General features: G+C 53.3%; 17 protein-coding genes. 11 read left to right on the forward strand and 6 right to left on the reverse strand.

What is annotated here, in order from left to right; translation table 11 throughout:
- Nucleotides 1-102: 102 nt before the first annotated feature.
- The 5 genes from ACVXHP_RS13695 to caiF all read left to right on the forward strand — a co-directional run bounded on the left by ACVXHP_RS13695 (nt 103) and on the right by caiF (nt 7,583).
- A complete protein-coding gene (locus tag ACVXHP_RS13695) occupies nt 103-1,110 on the forward strand; it encodes a LacI family DNA-binding transcriptional regulator (protein WP_447571647.1) in 1,008 nt (335 codons plus the stop codon).
- Between the two features lie 133 nt (nt 1,111-1,243).
- Nucleotides 1,244-2,065 carry a 4-hydroxy-tetrahydrodipicolinate reductase gene (dapB, locus tag ACVXHP_RS13700; protein WP_316130546.1) on the forward strand — a complete coding sequence of 274 codons (822 nt, stop codon included), beginning with the start codon at nt 1,244-1,246 and terminating at the stop codon, nt 2,063-2,065.
- Between the two features lie 455 nt (nt 2,066-2,520).
- Nucleotides 2,521-3,669 carry a glutamine-hydrolyzing carbamoyl-phosphate synthase small subunit gene (gene carA / locus ACVXHP_RS13705; protein ID WP_447571648.1) on the forward strand — a complete coding sequence of 383 codons (1,149 nt, stop codon included), beginning with the start codon at nt 2,521-2,523 and terminating at the stop codon, nt 3,667-3,669.
- 18 nt (nt 3,670-3,687) lie between these two features.
- Entirely contained in the window at nt 3,688-6,912 is a 3,225-nt protein-coding gene (gene carB, locus ACVXHP_RS13710; protein WP_447571649.1) for a carbamoyl-phosphate synthase large subunit, read from the forward strand.
- Nucleotides 6,913-7,187: 275 nt separating this feature from the next.
- The gene (gene caiF / locus ACVXHP_RS13715; RefSeq protein WP_200008568.1) at nt 7,188-7,583 is read left to right on the forward strand and encodes a carnitine metabolism transcriptional regulator CaiF; all 396 of its coding nucleotides are present in this window, start codon (nt 7,188-7,190) and stop codon (nt 7,581-7,583) included.
- A gap of 75 nt (nt 7,584-7,658) precedes the next feature.
- On the opposite strand, the gene caiE is transcribed toward caiF, so the two are convergent.
- The 6 genes from caiE to caiT all read right to left on the reverse strand — a co-directional run bounded on the left by caiE (nt 7,659) and on the right by caiT (nt 14,837).
- A complete protein-coding gene (gene caiE, locus ACVXHP_RS13720) occupies nt 7,659-8,255 on the reverse strand; it encodes a carnitine operon protein CaiE (protein WP_447571650.1) in 597 nt (198 codons plus the stop codon).
- Between the two features lie 109 nt (nt 8,256-8,364).
- Nucleotides 8,365-9,150 carry a crotonobetainyl-CoA hydratase gene (caiD, locus tag ACVXHP_RS13725; RefSeq protein WP_000004376.1) on the reverse strand — a complete coding sequence of 262 codons (786 nt, stop codon included), beginning with the start codon at nt 9,148-9,150 and terminating at the stop codon, nt 8,365-8,367.
- Between the two features lie 53 nt (nt 9,151-9,203).
- The gene (gene caiC / locus ACVXHP_RS13730) at nt 9,204-10,757 is read right to left on the reverse strand and encodes a crotonobetaine/carnitine-CoA ligase (RefSeq protein ID WP_447571651.1); all 1,554 of its coding nucleotides are present in this window, start codon (nt 10,755-10,757) and stop codon (nt 9,204-9,206) included.
- 62 nt (nt 10,758-10,819) lie between these two features.
- Complete coding sequence (caiB, locus tag ACVXHP_RS13735) at nt 10,820-12,037, reverse strand: L-carnitine CoA-transferase (RefSeq protein ID WP_316129275.1); 1,218 nt, start codon at nt 12,035-12,037, stop codon at nt 10,820-10,822.
- A gap of 105 nt (nt 12,038-12,142) precedes the next feature.
- Complete coding sequence (gene caiA, locus ACVXHP_RS13740; protein ID WP_003018898.1) at nt 12,143-13,285, reverse strand: crotonobetainyl-CoA dehydrogenase; 1,143 nt, start codon at nt 13,283-13,285, stop codon at nt 12,143-12,145.
- Nucleotides 13,286-13,319: 34 nt separating this feature from the next.
- Nucleotides 13,320-14,837, reverse strand: a complete 1,518-nt coding sequence (gene caiT / locus ACVXHP_RS13745) for an L-carnitine/gamma-butyrobetaine antiporter (RefSeq protein WP_200008572.1) — start codon at nt 14,835-14,837, stop codon at nt 13,320-13,322.
- 480 nt (nt 14,838-15,317) lie between these two features.
- Here caiT and ACVXHP_RS13750 point away from each other — a divergent pair, with 480 nt between their 5' ends.
- The 6 genes from ACVXHP_RS13750 to ACVXHP_RS13775 all read left to right on the forward strand — a co-directional run bounded on the left by ACVXHP_RS13750 (nt 15,318) and on the right by ACVXHP_RS13775 (nt 20,480).
- Nucleotides 15,318-16,088, forward strand: coding sequence for an electron transfer flavoprotein FixA (locus ACVXHP_RS13750; protein ID WP_200008573.1), 771 nt, complete (start codon nt 15,318-15,320; stop codon nt 16,086-16,088).
- Nucleotides 16,089-16,103: 15 nt separating this feature from the next.
- Nucleotides 16,104-17,045 (forward strand): electron transfer flavoprotein subunit alpha/FixB family protein, encoded by a 942-nt coding sequence (locus ACVXHP_RS13755; protein WP_447571652.1) that lies wholly within the window; start codon nt 16,104-16,106, stop codon nt 17,043-17,045.
- A gap of 49 nt (nt 17,046-17,094) precedes the next feature.
- Complete coding sequence (locus tag ACVXHP_RS13760; RefSeq protein WP_200008575.1) at nt 17,095-18,381, forward strand: FAD-dependent oxidoreductase; 1,287 nt, start codon at nt 17,095-17,097, stop codon at nt 18,379-18,381.
- Nucleotides 18,378-18,665, forward strand: coding sequence for a ferredoxin-like protein FixX (gene fixX / locus ACVXHP_RS13765; RefSeq protein WP_000203736.1), 288 nt, complete (start codon nt 18,378-18,380; stop codon nt 18,663-18,665). Before ACVXHP_RS13760 ends, fixX begins: the two co-directional genes overlap by 4 nt.
- Nucleotides 18,666-18,812: 147 nt before the next feature.
- Entirely contained in the window at nt 18,813-20,156 is a 1,344-nt protein-coding gene (locus ACVXHP_RS13770; RefSeq protein ID WP_200008576.1) for an MFS transporter, read from the forward strand.
- A 90-nt stretch (nt 20,157-20,246) separates the two neighbouring features.
- Nucleotides 20,247-20,480, forward strand: coding sequence for a YgdI/YgdR family lipoprotein (locus ACVXHP_RS13775; protein ID WP_003018880.1), 234 nt, complete (start codon nt 20,247-20,249; stop codon nt 20,478-20,480).
- The last annotated feature ends 54 nt before the right edge of the window (nt 20,481-20,534 follow it).

Genomic DNA, 20,534 nt, shown 5'->3' on the forward strand with positions numbered 1-20,534 from the left:
GAATCAAAAGCGGTGAAAAGCGCGTTAGCGTGATGTGAATCACACGTATAAAAGCAATATTTCGGTTATTCGATTAACCTTCGATAAAAATCAGGAGCAGGTATGACCACAGTCACGTTGGCGCAGGTAGCTGAGCGCGCGGGAGTCTCCACGGCGACCGTGTCGATGGTATTGCGTAACCGGGGGCGAATTTCTCAGGCTACACGCGACCGGGTGCTTAAAGCGCTGGATGATGCTGGCTATGTATATAATCAAACCGCCGCTAATCTGCGTAACCGGAGCAGTAATCAGGTTGGATTGTTGCTCCACGATATCACCAACCCTTTTTACGGCGAGATGACTGCAGGGCTAAGCCATGAGATGGAACGACATGACCTGTTGTTGTTTCTGGCGAATAGCGAAGAGTCAGGAGAACGGCAGCAAAAATTTGTCGACTCGTTGATGCGCAATAATGCCTGCGGCATGGTGCTCTGCGCGGCGCGCGAGACGCCGTCATCCTTCTTTGAAGCGCTGAAAAGGCGCAATATTCCCGCCATTATGGTCGTCCGTCCCCTAAGCGATCCTGATTTTGATTTTGTCGGAACCGATAACTTTCTCGGTACGCAAATGGCCACCACCCATTTAGTCAAAATGGGGCACAAGAATATTGCGTTTATTGGGGGGAGTCCTGGTTCCGGCAGTCGGACACAGCGTATCGGTGGCTTCACCAGCACATTGCTGGAACAAGGAATATCGCCGAATCCAGAATGGATTGTGGCTACACAGGCCAGCCAAATTGACGGCGCAAAAGTAGCTGAGTCTCTTCTTCTGCGTTACCCGCAAATTACCGCCGCCGTATGTTATCAGGATATTGTGGCGCTTGGGGTCATGCAGGCGCTACGTAAAATGGGGCGGGAGCCTGGGCGGGATTTTGCGTTGGTGGGGTTTGATGACATCACCGAAGCGGCGCTGGTACAACCTGCGCTTACCACCGTGTCGGTGGCGGCAAAAGAGATAGGTCGTAAGGCCGGAGAGCTGCTTTATAGCCGTATTCAGGGAAATGACGAACCGCCGAAACGTATTATCCTGCCGCCGGCGCTGGTCGTCAGAGAATCATGTGGTTTTAGCTGATCGTCATGCCTTTTACTGATATCTCTGCCTGTTTATCATTAAATTCTAATTATCGACGTTTTCGGCTGGCGGCGCAGCGTTGCGCTGGTTACTCTGAAAACGATTTACGCAAAATTAACAAAAGAGAATAGCTATGCATGATGCACAAATCCGCGTTGCCATCGCGGGAGCCGGAGGACGCATGGGGCGTCAGTTGATTCAGGCCACTCTTGGCATGGATGGCGTACAGCTTGGTGCGGCGCTGGAGCGCGAAGGCTCTTCCTTACTGGGAAGCGATGCCGGAGAGTTAGCGGGAGCCGGGAAAACAGGCGTTACCGTACAAAGCAGCCTTGAGGCGGTGAAAGATGATTTCGATGTTTTCATCGATTTCACGCGCCCGGAAGGCACGCTGACGCATCTGGCGTTTTGTCGCCAGCACGGTAAAGGGATGGTGATTGGCACTACCGGGTTTGATGATGCCGGTAAACAGGCTATTCGCGATGCCGCGCAGGAGATTGCTATCGTTTTCGCTGCCAACTTTAGCGTCGGCGTTAACGTCATGCTGAAGCTGCTGGAGAAGGCGGCGAAAGTGATGGGTGACTATACCGATATCGAGATTATCGAAGCGCACCACCGCCACAAAGTGGATGCCCCGTCGGGAACGGCGCTGGCGATGGGCGAGGCGATCGCCGGGGCGTTGGATAAAGATTTGAAAGACTGCGCGGTCTACTCGCGCGAAGGTTACACCGGCGAGCGCGTACCGGGCACGATTGGTTTTGCGACCGTACGCGCCGGTGACATTGTCGGTGAACATACCGCCATGTTTGCCGATATTGGCGAGCGTATTGAAATCACCCATAAAGCGTCCAGCCGCATGACCTTTGCCAATGGCGCAGTGAGATCGGCGATTTGGCTGAAGTCTAAGTCAAATGGTCTTTTTGATATGAAAGATGTGCTTGATTTACGCAGTTTATAGGTTTTGTTACCCTTCGTGATGTGGTTATGGTAATCATAATTATTTGATTACATAGGGCAATATTTTATTGCCCTTTAATTTTTAGTTTTTTAATTTAGTTTTTTGTTTAAACTCGTATTTATCTATATCTTTCTGCTTTATTCTGTTATCTCAATGTAAATTTTGACCAAATGGTCCACTTTTTTCTATCGCTCTTCCGGTTTTTACACTCTTTACCTTCCGCAAGCGTTTTCCACCCTGAGTTAGCTGATCTTTTTGCCTGTTAAATCGAGTGATTTATCCCAGTGACGTAAAATAATAATAAAAATTGCCCTTTTGGGTAGACTTTTACGTGGGCTATCTCTAGAATGCCGCCGTTTGCCAGAAATCCATAGGTAAGCAAATTTGCATTGATTCATGAGCTGTTAATGAATTAATATGCAAATAAAGTGAGTGAATATTCTCTGGAGGGTGTTTTGATTAAGTCAGCGCTATTGGTTCTGGAAGACGGAACCCAGTTTCACGGTCGGGCCATAGGGGCAACAGGTTCGGCGGTTGGGGAAGTCGTTTTCAATACTTCAATGACCGGTTATCAAGAAATCCTCACTGATCCTTCCTATTCCCGCCAAATCGTCACTCTTACTTATCCTCATATCGGTAATGTCGGCACCAATGAAGCCGATGCAGAATCTTCTCAGGTACACGCTCAGGGTCTGGTCATTCGCGACCTGCCGCTGATTGCCAGCAACTACCGCAACACCGAAGACCTCTCTTCTTACCTCAAGCGCCATAACATCGTGGCGATTGCCGATATCGATACCCGTAAGTTGACCCGTCTGCTGCGTGAAAAAGGCGCTCAGAACGGCTGCATCATCGCAGGCGATAATCTGGATGCTACGCTGGCCTTAGAAAAAGCCAAAGCGTTCCCGGGCCTGAATGGGATGGACCTGGCAAAAGAAGTGACCACCGCTGAATCCTACAGCTGGACGCAGGGTAGCTGGACGCTGGCGGGTGACCTGCCGGAAGCGAAATCCGCAGAAGAGCTGCCGTTCCACGTGGTGGCCTACGATTTTGGCGCCAAGCGCAATATTCTGCGCATGCTGGTAGATCGCGGCTGCCGCCTGACGGTGGTACCGGCGAAAACCTCCGCGGAAGACGTGCTGAAGATGAATCCGGACGGTATCTTCCTGTCTAACGGCCCTGGTGACCCGGCGCCGTGCGACTATGCCATCGCGGCGATTGAGAAATTCCTCCAGACCGACATTCCGGTATTTGGCATCTGCCTCGGCCATCAGCTGCTGGCGCTGGCGAGCGGTGCGAAGACCATCAAGATGAAATTTGGTCACCACGGTGGTAACCACCCGGTGAAAGACATGGATAAGAATGTGGTGATGATCACTGCGCAGAACCACGGCTTTGCGGTGGATGAAGACTCGCTGCCAGCCAACCTGCGCGTAACCCATAAATCCCTGTTCGACGGCACCCTGCAAGGCATTCATCGTACCGATAAACCGGCGTTCAGCTTCCAGGGCCACCCCGAGGCGAGCCCAGGCCCGCACGACGCTGCGCCGCTGTTCGACCATTTTATCGAGTTAATTGAGCAATACCGTCAGTCCGCGAAATAATCAGGAGTAATAAGAGCCATGCCAAAACGTACAGATATAAAAAGTATCCTGATTCTGGGCGCGGGCCCGATTGTTATCGGTCAGGCGTGTGAGTTTGACTACTCCGGTGCCCAGGCGTGTAAAGCGCTGCGCGAAGAGGGTTACCGTGTCATTCTGGTGAACTCCAACCCGGCCACCATCATGACAGACCCGGAAATGGCCGATGCCACCTACATCGAGCCGATTCACTGGGAAGTGGTACGCAAAATCATCGAAAAAGAGCGCCCGGATGCGGTGCTGCCAACCATGGGCGGCCAGACCGCGCTGAACTGCGCGCTGGAACTGGAGCGTCAGGGCGTGCTGGAAGAGTTCGGCGTCACCATGATTGGTGCGACCGCTGATGCGATTGATAAAGCAGAAGACCGTCGCCGCTTCGACGTGGCAATGAAGAAAATCGGCCTCGACACCGCGCGTTCTGGTATCGCACACACCATGGAAGAAGCGCTGGCGGTTGCCGCTGACGTCGGCTTCCCGTGCATCATCCGTCCGTCCTTTACTATGGGCGGCACCGGCGGCGGTATCGCCTACAACCGTGAAGAGTTCGAAGAAATCTGCGAGCGCGGTCTGGATCTCTCGCCAACCAAAGAGCTGCTGATTGATGAGTCGCTGATCGGCTGGAAAGAGTACGAGATGGAAGTGGTGCGTGATAAAAACGACAACTGCATCATCGTCTGCTCTATCGAAAACTTCGATGCGATGGGTATCCACACCGGTGACTCCATCACCGTAGCTCCGGCGCAGACTCTGACCGACAAAGAATACCAAATTATGCGTAACGCCTCGATGGCGGTACTGCGTGAAATCGGCGTCGAAACCGGCGGTTCCAACGTCCAGTTCTCGGTGAACCCGAAAGACGGTCGTCTGATTGTTATCGAAATGAACCCGCGCGTCTCCCGCTCCTCGGCGCTGGCGTCGAAAGCCACCGGCTTCCCGATTGCCAAAGTGGCGGCGAAACTGGCGGTGGGTTACACCCTCGACGAACTGATGAACGACATCACCGGCGGCCGTACCCCGGCCTCCTTCGAGCCGTCGATCGACTACGTTGTCACCAAGATCCCTCGCTTCAACTTCGAAAAATTCGCCGGTGCCAACGACCGTCTGACTACCCAGATGAAATCCGTCGGTGAAGTGATGGCGATTGGCCGCACGCAGCAGGAATCCCTGCAAAAAGCGCTGCGCGGCCTGGAAGTCGGTGCCACCGGCTTCGACCCGAAAGTGAGCCTCGACGACCCGGAAGCGCTGACCAAAATCCGCCGCGAGCTGAAAGACGCGGGCGCCGAGCGTATCTGGTATATCGCCGATGCGTTCCGCGCGGGCCTCTCCGTCGATGGCGTATTCAACCTGACCAACATCGACCGCTGGTTCCTGGTGCAGATTGAAGAGCTGGTGCGTCTGGAAGATAAAGTGGCGGAAGTGGGCATCAATGGCCTCGACGCTGACTTCCTGCGTCACCTGAAGCGCAAAGGTTTTGCCGATGCGCGTCTGGCGAAGCTGGCGGGCGTGCGCGAAGCGGAAATCCGCAAGCTGCGCGACCAGTACAACCTGCACCCGGTCTACAAGCGCGTGGATACCTGCGCGGCGGAATTCGCCACCGATACCGCCTACATGTACTCCACCTATGAAGAAGAGTGCGAATCTAACCCATCCGTCGACCGCGACAAAATCATGGTCCTCGGCGGCGGCCCGAACCGAATCGGACAGGGTATCGAATTTGACTACTGCTGCGTACACGCCTCGCTGGCGCTGCGCGAAGACGGTTACGAGACCATCATGGTCAACTGTAACCCGGAAACCGTCTCTACCGACTACGACACTTCCGACCGTCTGTACTTCGAGCCGGTCACGCTGGAAGACGTACTGGAAATCGTGCGCATCGAGAAGCCGAAAGGCGTTATCGTGCAGTACGGCGGCCAGACCCCGCTGAAGCTGGCGCGTGAACTGGAAGCCGCAGGCGTACCGGTTATCGGTACCAGCCCGGACGCCATTGACCGCGCGGAAGACCGTGAACGCTTCCAGCACGCGGTTGACCGCCTGAAGCTGAAGCAGCCAGCCAACGCCACCGTCACCGCCATTGAACAAGCGGTGGAGAAGGCGAAAGAGATTGGCTACCCGCTGGTGGTGCGCCCGTCCTACGTACTGGGCGGCCGCGCGATGGAAATCGTCTACGACGAAGCCGACCTGCGTCGTTACTTCCAGACCGCGGTTAGCGTCTCCAACGACGCGCCGGTGCTGCTGGACCGCTTCCTCGACGACGCTATCGAAGTGGACGTTGACGCCATCTGCGATGGCGAAATGGTGCTGATTGGCGGCATCATGGAGCACATCGAGCAGGCGGGCGTACACTCCGGCGACTCCGCCTGTTCTCTGCCAGCCTACACGCTGAGCCAGGAAATTCAGGACGTGATGCGCCAGCAGGTGCAGAAACTGGCCTTCGAACTGCAGGTGCGCGGTTTGATGAACGTACAGTTTGCGGTGAAAGACAACGAAGTTTACCTGATTGAAGTCAACCCGCGTGCGGCGCGTACCGTACCGTTTGTCTCTAAAGCCACCGGCGTACCGCTGGCGAAAGTGGCGGCGCGCGTGATGGCCGGCAAATCGCTGACCGAGCAGGGCGTGACCAAAGAAATTATCCCGCCGTATTACTCGGTGAAAGAAGTGGTGCTGCCGTTCAACAAATTCCCGGGCGTTGACCCGCTGTTAGGGCCAGAAATGCGCTCCACCGGGGAAGTGATGGGCGTCGGCCGTACCTTTGCGGAAGCGTTCGCCAAGGCACAGCTGGGCAGTAACTCCACGATGAAGAAACAGGGCCGTGCGCTGCTCTCCGTTCGCGAAGGCGATAAAGAGCGCGTGGTGGACCTGGCCGCTAAGCTGCTGAAGCAGGGCTTCGAGCTGGATGCGACGCACGGTACCGCGATTGTGCTGGGTGAAGCCGGTATCAACCCGCGTCTGGTGAACAAGGTGCATGAAGGTCGTCCGCACATTCAGGACCGTATTAAGAATGGCGAATACACCTACATCATCAACACCACCGCAGGTCGTCAGGCGATTGAAGACTCCAAGCTGATTCGCCGCAGCGCGCTGCAGTACAAAGTGCACTATGACACCACCCTGAACGGCGGCTTCGCAACGGCCATGGCGCTGAATGCCGACGCTACCGAGAAGGTGACCTCGGTGCAGGAAATGCACGCGCAGATCAATAAATAATAAACAGAAGGTCCGCTGATAATTGCGCTAAGCGGATCTGCAATATAATTTTGCAAGGGTTTCTGTAAAGAAACCCTTTTTTTATATCTCGTAAGGTCATTCCTGGCCAAATGCGCTTTCATAACCACATTTTCAATGTAATAAGCACGATATTGCTCACACTAATCAACATTCAAGTCGCATACTATCTTTATATCCACAATTTTAATATGGCTTAGTTTTTATTAATTTGGACAGGCCGTAGCCAGATTTTTAATTTGTGAAATGGTGTGCTTATGTGTGAAAAATATGTTGAAAGACCGCTTTATTTGTTAATTGCTGACTGGATGATGGCAGAGAACCGATGGATTACTGCCAAGGAGATTTCCCGTCAATTTGATATTGAACACTGCAAAGCAATTAATACGCTCTCCTATATTCTGTCAGAAGTGGGTGAAATTGTTTGTGAAGTGAAGATGATCCCTAATCAGATTGCAGGACGAGGCTGTCAGTGCCAGCGTCTGGTGAAAGTCGTGAGTATCGACTCTCATCTCTATCGCCGATTGAATCATAATTTGCAGGAAAGAAAAGTGAGTGTGGCGAAAGCGCCGCGACTGTCTGCCGTTCCCCCAACAGAGCTAAACCGTGAGCAGAAATGGCAGATGATGCTCTCCAAGAGTATGCGTCGATAATTGTCTGTTTACCTGAGGCGGTGTAAACGGTGATTGGCGCGTAGGCCGGATAAGCGTGAGCGCATCCGGCATCAATTACTGAGCTGATTTTGGCTTCACGTCCGTCGTGCCTTTCAGGCGCGGCCGGTTTTCTTCGACCCGCGTTAAGGGCTGCGTTTCGTGTAGACCTGTTCGACAGCGGATCGCAAGATCCTGATATTCTTTGGTGTTGAGGCGTTTCCAGTGCAGCTCCTGGTCCGTGACCTGGCGTAGTATGCGCGCAGGTGAACCCACCAGCATCTGCCTTGCCCCCCCCTGAAATCCGGCTTTGACGAAACTCATGGCGGCGACAATGCTCTCTTCGCCAATCACTGCGCCGTCCATAATTACGCTGTTCATGCCGACCAATGCGTCCCGTCCCACCACGCAGCCATGTAAAATAGCGCCGTGGCCGATATGGCCGTTCTCATGCACGATGGTATCGGTATCGCAGTAGCCATGCATAATGCAGCCATCCTGCAGATTAGATCCTGCCTCCAGGATCAGGCGACCATAATCCCCACGCAATGACGCGAGTGGGCCAATATAAACACCGGCGCCCACGATGACATCGCCAATCAGCACGGCGCTGGGATGGACAAACGCGTCCGGGTGCACCACCGGGATCAGTCCTTCAAAGGCGTAATAGCTCATGGTTGTACCTCGGTTTTTTTGCCGGATGGCGGTGTAAAAACCTTATCCGGCATACGGTTGTGCATGTGCTGTAGGCCGGATAAGCGAAGTGCCATCCGGCCTGGCCACATTAACGACCTTTCCACACCGGATCGCGTTTTTCGGCAAATGCCTGCGGTCCTTCGAGCGCATCTTCCGAATGCAGTACCGACGGATAATGCTTCAGCACGCCGCTGCGGATGTAGCGGTAGCCTTCTTCAACCGGCATTTCGCTGGTTGCGCGATAAATCTCTTTTAGCGCCGCGATCGCCAGCGGAGCGCTATTGACCAGTTGTTGCGCCAGTTCGCGCGCGCTATCCATCAGTTCGCTCTGGCTGACTACGCGGTTCACGATCCCCCAGCGCAGCGCTTCTTCGGCGCTCATTCGTCTGCCGGTCATCACCATTTCGTTGACGATGGCCGGTGGCAACAGCTTAGGCAGGCGCAAAACGCCGCCGCTGTCAGGCACGATGCCGAGCTTGGCTTCCGGCAGCGCGAAGCTGGCGTTTTCGGCGCAGACAATAAAGTCAGCCGCCAGCGCCAGCTCAAAACCACCGCCAAACGCGTAGCCGTTCACCGCGGCGATGACTGGCTTATCGAGGTCAAATATTTCAGTTAAACCGGCGAAGCCACCGGGACCAAAATCGGCATCCGGCGCTTCACCTTCCGCTGCCGCTTTTAAGTCCCAGCCAGCAGAAAAGAATTTCTCACCGCCGCCAGTAATGATTGCTACGCGTAATTCCGGATCGTCACGGAAATTAAGGAAAGCTTCGCCCATTGCAAAGCTGGTTTTGGCATCAATGGCATTCGCTTTAGGTCGGTCGAGGGTTATTTCCAGGATCGGGCCGTTACGGGTCAGATGTAATGATTCACTCATAGTTCATCTCCAGATAAATAGTTTCCCGGCGGGAGGAATTCCTGCCGGAAGGTTTATTTCAGATTTTTTTTGATTATTTTTCCTGAACAATTGCGCGGCAGGTCGGTTCTGATCTCCATAAAAGAGGGAACCTTGAATTTCGCCATATTGTTTTCGCAGAAGCTGAAAAACTCGGCTTCGCTTAATGTTTCACCTTCATTAAGGACAATAAACGCTTTAATGGCTTCATCACGGATCGCGTCTTTAATACCAACAACCACAATGTCCTGAATTTTCGGATGCGCAGAAATAATATTTTCCAGCTCGACGCAGGAGACATTTTCCCCGCCGCGTTTAATCATGTTGCAGCGTCTGTCGACAAAATAGAAATAGCCATCCTCATCCTGGTAACCCGAATCACCGGTATGTAACCAGCCCTCTGGTTCCAGCGCCCTGGCGGTTGCCTCCGGCTGCATGTAATACTCTTTAAAGATAGTCTTGCCGGGGACACCTTTAATACAGATTTCGCCAATTTCTCCGGCGGGCAGCGGGCGATTTTGATCGTCGCGAATTTCAGCTTCATAGCTAAAACCCACGCGACCAATGGAAGGCCAGCGTCGTTTGTCTCCGGGACGGTCGCCAATAATGCCGACAATGGTTTCAGTCATACCATAAGAGGTCAGCAGTCTGACGCCAAAGCGTTCGGTAAAGGCGTCTTTTTCCTGCGCCGATAAATTGAGATAGAACATCACTTCACGCAGATGATGCTGCCTGTCCGTTGGCGCGGCGGGTTGCACCATCAGCGTTCTGATCATCATCGGGATGCACTCGGTCACCGTCGCCTGATATTTACGTACCTGCTCCCAAAATGCCCGGGCGCTGTACTTTTCCAGGAGCACAAAGGTACTGCCGGCGGAAAAGGCTGGCATTGCGGCGGTACACTGACAGTCGATATGAAAAGCGGGCATCACCGTCATGTACACGTCGTCATCGCGCAAGGCGATTTGCCAGGCAGAGTAATAGCCCGCAAAGCGCAGGTTATAGTGGGTAATCACCACCCCTTTTGGACGCGAGGTGGTACCGGAGGTAAACAGAATTTCCGCCGTATCGTCAGTGGATAACGCTGGCGTATAGCACAGCGTGGCCGACTGACGAGCCTGCAGTTGGGAAAAGTGGCTCACGCCATCGTCAGCCGGAAGCTGCTCGCCAATCAGACAGATATGATTAAGCGGAGTGCTATTTTCCTGGCGTATTTCACGGTACATAGGATAAAACTGGGCGCTGGTAACCAGCAGACTCACCTGGCTGTTTTGCAGGATCCAGGCACTTTCTTCGCCCAGTAAGCGGGCATTAATCGGCACCATAATGGCGCCAATTTTTGCCAGCCCAAACCAGCAAAAGATGAATTCCGGACAGTTATCCAGATGCAGTGCGACCCTATCGCCCTTGCGGATCCCTAAGGAATAAAAAAGGTTCGCCGTGCGGTTAATCTCTTCATTGAGCGAGGCATAGCTAAACTGCCGAACGATTCCTTCACAGGATTCGAAAATTAACGCCGTTTTCTCTCCGTACACCCCGGCCAGGTCGTCCCACATCTGACGTAAGTTTTGTCCGCCAACGATATCCATATTGCTTTATCCACTGAAATCAGGCGTGAGCGCTAACCAACGAGCGGGTTAGCGCGTCGCGTTTATTCCTCAACCCTGGCCAGGCCTTTGCCGACCAGCTCATTTATGTCTGCTTCGCTATAACCAATGTTTTTCAGAATGGCGGCGGTATCCATGCCGTGTGATGGCATGCCACGCCAGATTTTCCCCGGGTTGTTTTTAAATTTCGGCATGATGTTCGGCCCTTTACAGGTGCGGCCGTCCATTGTTTGCCACTGAGTAATGGATTCGCGGGCAACGTACTGCGGATTACCTTCCAGTTCTGGAATGGTTAGCACCTTCGCACAGGCGATATTCAGCTCAGCAAAGCGCGCCTGAACTTCGGCGATGGTGTGTGCTGCCAGCCAGGCGTCCAGTTTCTCTTCGACGAGCGGGCCGTAAGGGCATTCCACGCGATGAATTAGCTGCGTGCCTTCCGGAACTTCCGGCGTACCGAGAATGTGGGCCAGGCCAATATCTTTAAAACACTCGTTGATTTGCGTGATGCCAACCAATTCCATAACGATGTAACCATCGGCGCATTTATACAGGCCGCAACCGGCGTAGTAGGGGTCTTTCCCTTTCGTCATACGTGGACAGATTTCGCCACCGTTGAAGTAGTCCATCATGAAGTACTGACCCATGCGCAGCATCACTTCGTACATGGCGATATCGATGCTTTCACCTTTACCCGTTTCGCGCACTTTGTGCAGGGCCGCCAGCGCGGCTGTCGTCGCGGTCATCCCGGAGAAGTAATCGGCGGTATACGGGAAGGCTGGCATTGGTTGGTCAACGTCGCCGTTTTGGATCAGATAACCACTGAACGCCTGCGCGATGGTGTTATAAGCCGGAAGATTGGTGTACTCCTCGGTACCAAACTGGCCGAAGCCGGAAAGGTGGGCAATAACCAGTTTCGGGTTATGTTCCCACAGCACTTCATCAGTAATACCGCGGCGCGCAAAGGCCGGGCCTTTACTGGCTTCAATGAAAATATCGGTGGTTTCCATCAGTTTCAGAAACGCTTCCCGACCTTCATCTTTGAAAATATTCAGCGACAGGGCGTGCAGGTTGCGGCGTGAGAGCTGCGGGTAGTTAGGCTGTACGCGGATGGTATCGGCCCATGCGACGTTTTCAATCCAGATAACCTCGGCGCCCCATTCGGCGAACATCTGTCCGGCGAACGGACCGGCGATTTCGATCCCTGAAAAAACAACGCGTACCCCAGCAAGCGGACCAAAGGTTGGCATTGGTAAATGATGCATAATTTTTCTCCTGGCATTTTTTGTAGGCCCGGTAACCACGGCGCCACCGGGCATGTTGCCGGATGGCGGCGTAAACGCCTTATCCGGCCTACGAATCGTGCTGAATTAGCGGTATTGCTTGAGTACCGCACGACCCAACGTCAGGATCTGCATTTCGTCAGAACCACCAGAAACACGGTCAACGCGCAGGTCACGCCAGAAACGCGTGATGCGGTGGTTGCCCGCGATACCAACACCTCCCAGCACCTGCATGGCGGTGTCTACCACTTCAAACGCGGCGTTGGCGCAGAAGTATTTGCACATTGCCGCGTCGCCGGAGGTAATGGTGCCGTTATCCGCTTTCCACGCGGCTTCCAGCAGCATATTTTTCATGGAGTTCAGTTTGATCGCCATATGCGCAAACTTCTCCTGAATCAGCTGGAAACGGCCAATAGTTTCACCAAACTGCACGCGCTGATTAGCGTAACGCGCTGCATCTTCAAAAGCGCACATTGCGGTGCCGTAGTTGGTCAGCGCGACGAGGAAGCGTTCATGGTCAAACTCTTCTTTCACGCGGTTGAAGCCGTTACCTTCCCGACCGAACATGTCTTTCTCGTCCAGTTCAACGTCATCAAAGGTGATTTCACAGCAGCTATCCATGCGCAGACCAAGTTTCTCCAGTTTGTTGACCTTGATACCCGCTTTGCTCATGTCAACAAACCACTCGGTGTAAACAGGTTTATCCGGCGATGCACCGTCTCTCGCCATGACCACGATGTACGGGGTATAGGCGCTACTAGTGATAAAGCACTTACTGCCATTAAGATAAACCTTACCATTTTTGCGTGTATAAGTGGTTTTCAGACTGCCAACATCCGATCCCGCTCCCGGTTCGGTGATAGCAGAGTTCCACATCTGCTTACCGGTGCCCTGGAACGCCATGATTTTATCAATTTGCTCCTGAGTCCCTTCACGCAGGAAAGTGTTAAAACCTCCCGGCAATTGGTACAACACGTAAGTTGGCGCGCCAAGACGACCCAGCTCCATCCAGACGGCGGCGACGGTGACAAAACCCGCTTCCAGGCCGCCGTGTTCTTCCGGGATCAGCAGACTATCAATGCCCATATCCGCCAGCGCTTTTACAAAACGCTCAGGGTAGACGCTGTCACGATCGCACTCGGCAAAATAAGCTTCCCAGTTCTCACTGGCCATCAGTTCACGAATACCGGCGACAAACAGTTCCTGCTCGTCATTTAAGTTGAAATCCATCTTTCAGCCTCTTGATCAATTGGGTTAATTAGAATTACTTGTCTTTCCAGTGCACTTTGGCGTCTTTAATAAAGGACAGCGTCACCATAATGTTGACGAAGAACAGCGGGCATCCTCCGGCGATAATTGCGGTCTGAATGGGCTTCAGCCCGCCCAGCGCCAGCAGAACGATACCGATGACGCCGACCAGAACGGACCAGCCGATGCGTACCAGCAGCGGCGGCTCTTCACCATCGCGAACTTCGCGACAGGTCGACATCGCCAGGGTGTAAGAGCAGGCGTTAATCAGCGTTACGGTGGCAATAAAGCAGAGGATAAAGAAACCCCACATGGTGGCGGTGCTGAGCGGCAAGGCGGCCCAGGTTTCGATAATGGCGCGCGCCACGCCGTGTTGTTCAATCAACTGCGGAATGTTGAGGATGTTTTTATCCATCAGCAGCAGCGTGTTACTGCCAAGGACAGTCCACAGGATCCAGGTAGACGCGGTCAGGCCCAGTACCATCCCGAAGCACAGTTCACGTACGGTACGACCCCGAGAAATACGCGCCAGGAAGATACTCATCTGGATGGCGTAAATAACCCACCACGCCCAGTAGAAAACGGTCCAGCCCTGCGGGAAGCCGCCTTTACCGATGGCGTCGGTATAGAACAGCATCCGTGGCAGATGCATCAACAGCATCCCTACAGAATCGGTGAAGTAGTTCATGATGAAGCTGGCGCCGCTGACGATAAACACCCAGCCGAGCATCAGGAAGCTCAGGTAGCTACGCACATCGCTGGCGATTCTGACCCCTTTTTGCAGGCCGCAGGCCACGCAAATAGCGTTCAATATGATCCAGCAGGTAATGATGATGGCGTCGAGTTGCAGCGTATGCGGAATACCGAACAGCCATTGCATACACTCGGTGACCAGCGGGGTAGCCAGACCGAGGCTGGTGCCCATCGCGAAGATCAGCGCCACCAGGTAGAAGTTATCGACGATGGTGCCGAACAGCCCTTTTGCATGCTTTTCGCCCACTAACGGCACCAGCGTGGAGCTGGGGCGGATGACGTCCATCTTGCGCACAAAGAAGAAATAGGCGAAGGCCACGGAAAGGAAGCTATAGGTTGCCCATGGCAATGGCCCCCAGTGGAACAGGCTGTATGCCAGACCAATCTCTTTCGCACCCGTGGAATTTGGTTCCAGGCCGAACGGCGGGGTGGAGATATAGTAGTAGATCTCAATAGAGCCCCAGAACAGCACCGCGGCGGATGTACAGGAAGCGAACATCATAAAAATCCAGCTGGCGGTACTAAACTCTGGCTTTTCGTCGCCGAGTTTCTTTTTCGAATACGGACCAAAAACCAACCAAAACCAGCCGAAGAGCATGATGACCATATACCATTCAAATGCCCAACCCCAGACGTTGGTGACATAACTGAATACCGCATTAATAACGACGTTAGCGGCATCAAGATCTCTTACTGTTAGCCAGCAAAGTATTCCGACAATTATTAATGGCGGAAAAAAAACCTTCGGTTCAATTCCCGATTTTCTCTTTTCATTTTTCATAAGTGAATTCCAGTGTGAAAACGAAATTTATTTAGCGTGCCCGTTTATGAACGTTTGTTTATTTATTATTAATGATTTGTTGATAAGTTTTTAACCTCTGGGACGCCTCAGTGAGTAACTCATAATGGGTATTCATTTCGGGTGATTCTGTTATCTATGTCACACTTTTTCGTGCTGGTTATTTTGTCTTGAAATTTCTATTTTTGTCTTATTAATCATATTGTTGATGTTGGTTTTTTAACTTTTTTAAGTGTCTGACGTTCAATATTGTTGAGCCAGCAAACAATATTGAAAATTTTCCTGTTTGACATATTTCTTTCAATATTGGTGAGGCACATAACACTATTGAAAGTTACGAATATCAATGTGTGACATTTTCAATATTGGTGATTAAGGTTTTATTTCCGAATTAAAGAGCGTGATATCTGTATTTAACACCGCCGATATAAATACGTTTCCTTCATGATTTCTGGAGATGCAATGAAGATAATTACTTGCTACAAATGCGTACCTGATGAACAGGATATTGCGATTAATAATGCTGATGGAACACTCGATTTCAGCAAAGCGGATGGCAAAATCAGCCAATATGATCTGAATGCAATTGAAGCTGCTTGCCAGTTAAAACAGCAGTTGGGAGATGCTCAGGTTGTCGCCATGAGCGTTGGCGGCAAAGCGCTGACCAATGCAAAAGGGCGCAAAGATGTCCTCTCTCGTGGCCCTGATGAACTGATTGTCGTGATTGACGATCAATTTGAGCAGGCGCTGCCGCAACAAACCGCTACCGCGCTGGCTGCCGCGGCGCAAAAATCAGGTTTCGATCTGCTTATTTGCGGCGACGGTTCTTCCGATCTTTATGCTCAGCAGGTTGGTCTGCTGGTGGGCGAAATGCTGAACGTTCCGGCGATTAACGGCGTGAGTAAGATCCTCGCTCTTACCGACAGCACTCTGACGGTCGAACGTGAACTGGAAGATGAAGTTGAAACGCTGAGCATCCCGCTCCCGGCGGTGATCGCGGTTTCCACCGACATCAACACCCCACAAATCCCTTCGATGAAAGCCATTCTTGGCGCGGCGAAAAAACCGGTTCAGGTCTGGTCGCCTGCGGACATCGGGCTGAACAGCGTACCCGCGTATTCCGCACAACAGGTTGCCGCACCGAAGCAACGCGAGCGTCAGCGCGTGGTGATTGAAGGGGACGGTGAAGAACAAATCGCCGCGTTTGTCGAGAATCTGCGCAAAATCATTTAATTATCAGGGGATGTTATGAACAAATTTTCCAGTGTCTGGGTATTCAGCGATACCCCTTCTCGTCTGCCCGAACTGATGAGTGGCGCGCAGGCTGTAGGTGAAAAAGTTAACGCGTTCGTACTGAACGAAGCGGACAGCGCGACAGCATGTCATTTGGGGGCGGATCATGTCTGGCTGCTCAGCGGCAAACCAGAAGACCGCATGATCGAAGACTACGCTGATGCGATGGCTGAGACTATTCGTCAGCATAGCGAGGGCGGCGCGGTGCTGCTGCCGAATACGCGTCGGGGCAAGCTGTTGGCGGCAAAACTGGGCTTTCGTTTGTCGGCTGCGGTTTCCAACGACGCCAGCGAAGTCGCCCTGCAGGATGGAAAAGCGGCGGTTAAACATATGGTCTACGGCGGTCTGGCGATAGGGGCAGAAACCATCGCTTCGCCATTTGCCGTGATCACGCTCAGCAGCGGAACGTTTGACGCTCAACAACCGGATACTTCTCGCAGCGGCGAGATACACACCGTGCAGTGGCAGGCTCCGGCCATTGCCGTGACCCGCACCGCAACCCAGGCGCGTCAGAGCAACAGCGTTGACCTCGACAAAGCGCGTCTGGTCGTCAGCGTGGGACGCGGTATCGGCAGCAAAGAGAATATCTCGTTGGCCGAAGCGCTGTGCCAGACAATTGGTGCCGAGCTGGCCTGCTCCCGCCCGGTAGCGGAAAACGAGAAGTGGATGGAGCACGAGCGCTACGTCGGTATCTCCAACCTGATGCTCAAACCTGAACTGTATCTGGCGGTGGGGATCTCTGGGCAGATCCAACATATGGTTGGCGCCAACGGCGCACAGACGATTTTCGCCATCAACAAAGATAAAAACGCACCGATCTTCCAGTATGCGGATTTTGGCATCGTTGGCGATGCGCTGAAGATCCTGCCTGCGCTGACGGCTGCCTTAGCGCGATAAACCATTTCGGGCAGGATGCGAAGGTATCCTGCCGCTGACAGGAGTACGTATGTCCGAAGATATCTTTGATGCCATCATCGTGGGTGCAGGTCTGGCCGGTTCGGTTGCGGCGCTGGTGCTTGCTCGCGAAGGTGCACAGGTGCTGGTTATCGAGCGCGGCAATTCTGCTGGCGCGAAGAATGTCACCGGTGGGCGTCTGTATGCGCATAGCCTGGAACGCATCATCCCCGGCTTTGCGGATCAGGCCCCCATTGAACGCATGATCACCCACGAAAAACTCGCCTTTATGACCGACAAAGGGGCGATGACGATGGATTATTGCAACGGCGAGGACGCCGCATCGTCGCAGGTTTCTTATTCCGTTTTGCGCAGTAAATTTGACGCCTGGCTGATGGAGCAGGCCGAAGAGGCGGGGGCGCAACTGATCACCGGTATTCGCGTGGATAACGTCGTTCAGCGTGATGGCAAAGTCGTGGGCGTGGAAGCCGATGGCGATATTCTGGAAGCCAAAGTCGTAATCCTCGCCGATGGGGTGAATTCTCTGCTGGCTGAAAAGCTGGGCATGGCAAAGCGTGTTGAGGCATCGCATGTTGCCGTCGGCGTGAAGGAACTGATCGAATTGCCGAAGTCGGTAATTGAAGATCGTTTCCAGCTTCAGGGTAACGAAGGTGCCGCCTGTCTATTTGCCGGGGCGCCGACCGATGGTCTGATGGGCGGTGGCTTCCTGTATACGAATGAAACAACCCTTTCCCTGGGGCTGGTCTGCGGTCTTCATCATCTGAAAGACGCGAAAAAATCGGTCCCGCAAATGCTGGAAGATTTTAAACAGCATCCGGCAGTTGCTCCGCTGATCGCTGGTGGCAAGCTGGTGGAATATGCCGCGCACGTTGTACCCGAGGCGGGAATGAATATGCAGCCTGAACTGGTGGGCGATGGCGTACTGATTGCCGGGGATGCTGCCGGCATGTGTATGAACCTCGGCTTTACCATCCGTGGTATGGATCTCGCCATATCCGCAGGCGAAGCGGCGGCGAAGACGGTGCTTTCGGCGATGAAGCGCGACGATTTTAGCAAGCAGTCGCTGGGTGAATACCGTCAGCATCTGGATGATGGTCCGATGCGCGATATGCGCATGTATCAGAAACTGCCGGCTTTTCTTGATAATCCCCGCATGTTTACCGCTTATCCCGAAATGGCGGTCAATATCGCACGCGACCTGTTCACCGTGGATGGCTCCGCTCCGGTGCCAATGCGTAAAAAAATCCTGCGCCATGCGAAGAAAGTGGGCTTCATCAACCTGATGAAAGATGGCCTGAAAGGAGTGACCGTATTATGACATCTCCCGTCAATGTGGACGTCAAACTGGGCGTCAATAAGTTCAATGTCGATGAAGACAGCCCGCACATCATTCTCAAAACCGATCCTGATAAACAGGCGCTGGAGGTGCTGATTAAGGCCTGTCCGGCGGGACTGTATAAAAAGCAGGACGACGGCAGCGTCCGTTTTGATTACGCCGGGTGCCTGGAGTGCGGTACGTGCCGGATCCTCGGCCTTGATACGGCGCTGGAAAAATGGGAATACCCGCGCGGGACGTTTGGCGTGGAGTTCCGCTACGGCTAATAAGTACGAGGTTGTGCACCCGTAGGCCGGATCAGATGCGGTAGCATCGCCATCCGGCAATCATGTGGCGCCAATGCCGGATGGCGGCGTAAACGCCTTATCCGGCCTACAGATGACGCTTTGCCCGTGTTGAAACAGGACATCACCATGCAGCAGCCCAGGAACTTTGATGACATCAAATTTACCTCTATTCACCGCCGGATAATGCTATGGGGAAGCGGTGGGCCGTTTCTGGATGGTTATGTGCTGGTAATGATTGGCGTGGCGCTGGAACAACTCACGCCAGCATTGAAACTGGATGCTCAGTGGATTGGCCTGCTGGGTGCGGGCACGCTGGCCGGACTGTTTGTCGGTACGTCGCTGTTTGGCTACATTTCCGATAAGGTCGGGCGGCGCAAAATGTTTATTATCGATATCATCGCTATTGGCGTGATATCGGCAGCGACCATGTTTGTCTCCTCGCCCGTTGAGCTGTTGGTGATGCGCGTGCTGATCGGCATTGTGATTGGCGCCGATTACCCGATCGCCACCTCGATGATCACCGAATTCTCCAATACCCGCCAGCGTGCCTTCTCTATCGGTTTTATCGCGGCGATGTGGTATGTCGGCGCAACCTGTGCCGATCTGGTTGGTTACTGTTTGTATGATGTTGAGGGCGGATGGCGCTGGATGTTAGGCAGCGCGGTGATCCCCTGTATTTTGATCCTGATTGGCCGTTTTGATCTGCCTGAATCGCCGCGCTGGCTGCTACGTAAAGGCCGGGTGAAAGAGTGCGAGGCGATGATGATCAAGCTGTTCGGCGAACCGGTGGTGTTCGACGAAGAAGCACCGCAGGAGACGCGTTTTCTCCAGCTGTTTAACCGCCGTCATTTCCCGTTTGTGCTGTTTGTTGCCGCCATCTGGACCTGTCAGGTGATCCCGATGTTCGCCATTTATACCTTTGGTCCGCAGATTGTTGGGCTACTGGGACTGGGGGCCGGGAAAAGCGCCGCGTTGGGCAACGTGGTGATTAGCTTGTGCTTTATGCTGGGGTGTATTCCGCCGATGTTCTGGCTCAATAGCGCGGGGCGGCGACCGCTGTTGATTGGCAGCTTTATTATGATGACGCTGGCGCTGGCCGTACTGGGGTTAATTCCTGATATGGGCGCGTGGCTGGTGGTGCTGGCCTTTGCTGTATACGCATTTTTCTCTGGGGGGCCGGGGAATCTGCAGTGGCTGTATCCCAACGAGTTGTTCCCTACCGATATTCGCGCGTCTGCCGTCGGGGTGATTATGTCATTAAGCCGCATCGGGACCATTGTTTCCACCTGGGCGCTGCCGGTGTTCATTAGCAAATACGGCATCAGTAATGTCATGCTGATGGGGGCCGGGATTTCGCTGATTGGCCTGCTCGTGTCCATCGCTTTTGCACCAGAAACACGCGGCCTGACGTTGTCTCAAACCAGCCAAATGACGATTCGCAGTAAGCCCGTGACCAGGCCAGGCTATTAGGAGTGTTCTGTATTTTCCCTGTAACTCAGTCAGTTAGCCTACAGTTAATCTATATATCACTGAAAACGACTGAAAAGCAGGGAGAACACCATGCAAAAACATATCCTGATCACCTCTATTTTTACCGCAGCAGCACTGTTTACCGTCGCCGGTTGTTCCTCAAACCAGGCGGTTAAAACCACCGATGGCAAAACGATCGTGACCGACGGCAAACCGCAAGTGGATGATGATACTGGCCTGGTGTCATATAAAAATGCGCAAACGGGTAAGACGGAACAGATTAACCGCGATCAGGTTAAAGATATGAGCGAGCTGGACAACTAATATACACTTCATCCTTCAAGTTGCCTCAGTGTTGGCTGCGCTCATTCACCCCAG

Source organism: Citrobacter freundii complex sp. 2025EL-00176, assembly GCF_053309355.1.

Bases quoted from the DNA above. Each gene is read 5' to 3' on its own strand.
- caiT (WP_200008572.1), bottom strand. From the start codon at position 14,837: ATGAAAAATGAAAAGAGAAAATCGGGAATTGAACCGAAGGTTTTTTTT.
- fixX (WP_000203736.1), top strand. From the start codon at position 18,378: ATGACATCTCCCGTCAATGTGGACGTCAAACTGGGCGTCAATAAGTTC.
- ACVXHP_RS13775 (WP_003018880.1), top strand. From the start codon at position 20,247: ATGCAAAAACATATCCTGATCACCTCTATTTTTACCGCAGCAGCACTG.
- ACVXHP_RS13755 (WP_447571652.1), top strand. From the start codon at position 16,104: ATGAACAAATTTTCCAGTGTCTGGGTATTCAGCGATACCCCTTCTCGT.
- caiE (WP_447571650.1), bottom strand. From the start codon at position 8,255: ATGAGCTATTACGCCTTTGAAGGACTGATCCCGGTGGTGCACCCGGAC.
- caiA (WP_003018898.1), bottom strand. From the start codon at position 13,285: ATGGATTTCAACTTAAATGACGAGCAGGAACTGTTTGTCGCCGGTATT.
- caiC (WP_447571651.1), bottom strand. From the start codon at position 10,757: ATGGATATCGTTGGCGGACAAAACTTACGTCAGATGTGGGACGACCTG.
- caiD (WP_000004376.1), bottom strand. From the start codon at position 9,150: ATGAGTGAATCATTACATCTGACCCGTAACGGCCCGATCCTGGAAATA.
- ACVXHP_RS13695 (WP_447571647.1), top strand. From the start codon at position 103: ATGACCACAGTCACGTTGGCGCAGGTAGCTGAGCGCGCGGGAGTCTCC.
- ACVXHP_RS13770 (WP_200008576.1), top strand. From the start codon at position 18,813: ATGCAGCAGCCCAGGAACTTTGATGACATCAAATTTACCTCTATTCAC.
- ACVXHP_RS13760 (WP_200008575.1), top strand. From the start codon at position 17,095: ATGTCCGAAGATATCTTTGATGCCATCATCGTGGGTGCAGGTCTGGCC.
- caiF (WP_200008568.1), top strand. From the start codon at position 7,188: ATGTGTGAAAAATATGTTGAAAGACCGCTTTATTTGTTAATTGCTGAC.
- caiB (WP_316129275.1), bottom strand. From the start codon at position 12,037: ATGCATCATTTACCAATGCCAACCTTTGGTCCGCTTGCTGGGGTACGC.
- carB (WP_447571649.1), top strand. From the start codon at position 3,688: ATGCCAAAACGTACAGATATAAAAAGTATCCTGATTCTGGGCGCGGGC.
- ACVXHP_RS13750 (WP_200008573.1), top strand. From the start codon at position 15,318: ATGAAGATAATTACTTGCTACAAATGCGTACCTGATGAACAGGATATT.
- dapB (WP_316130546.1), top strand. From the start codon at position 1,244: ATGCATGATGCACAAATCCGCGTTGCCATCGCGGGAGCCGGAGGACGC.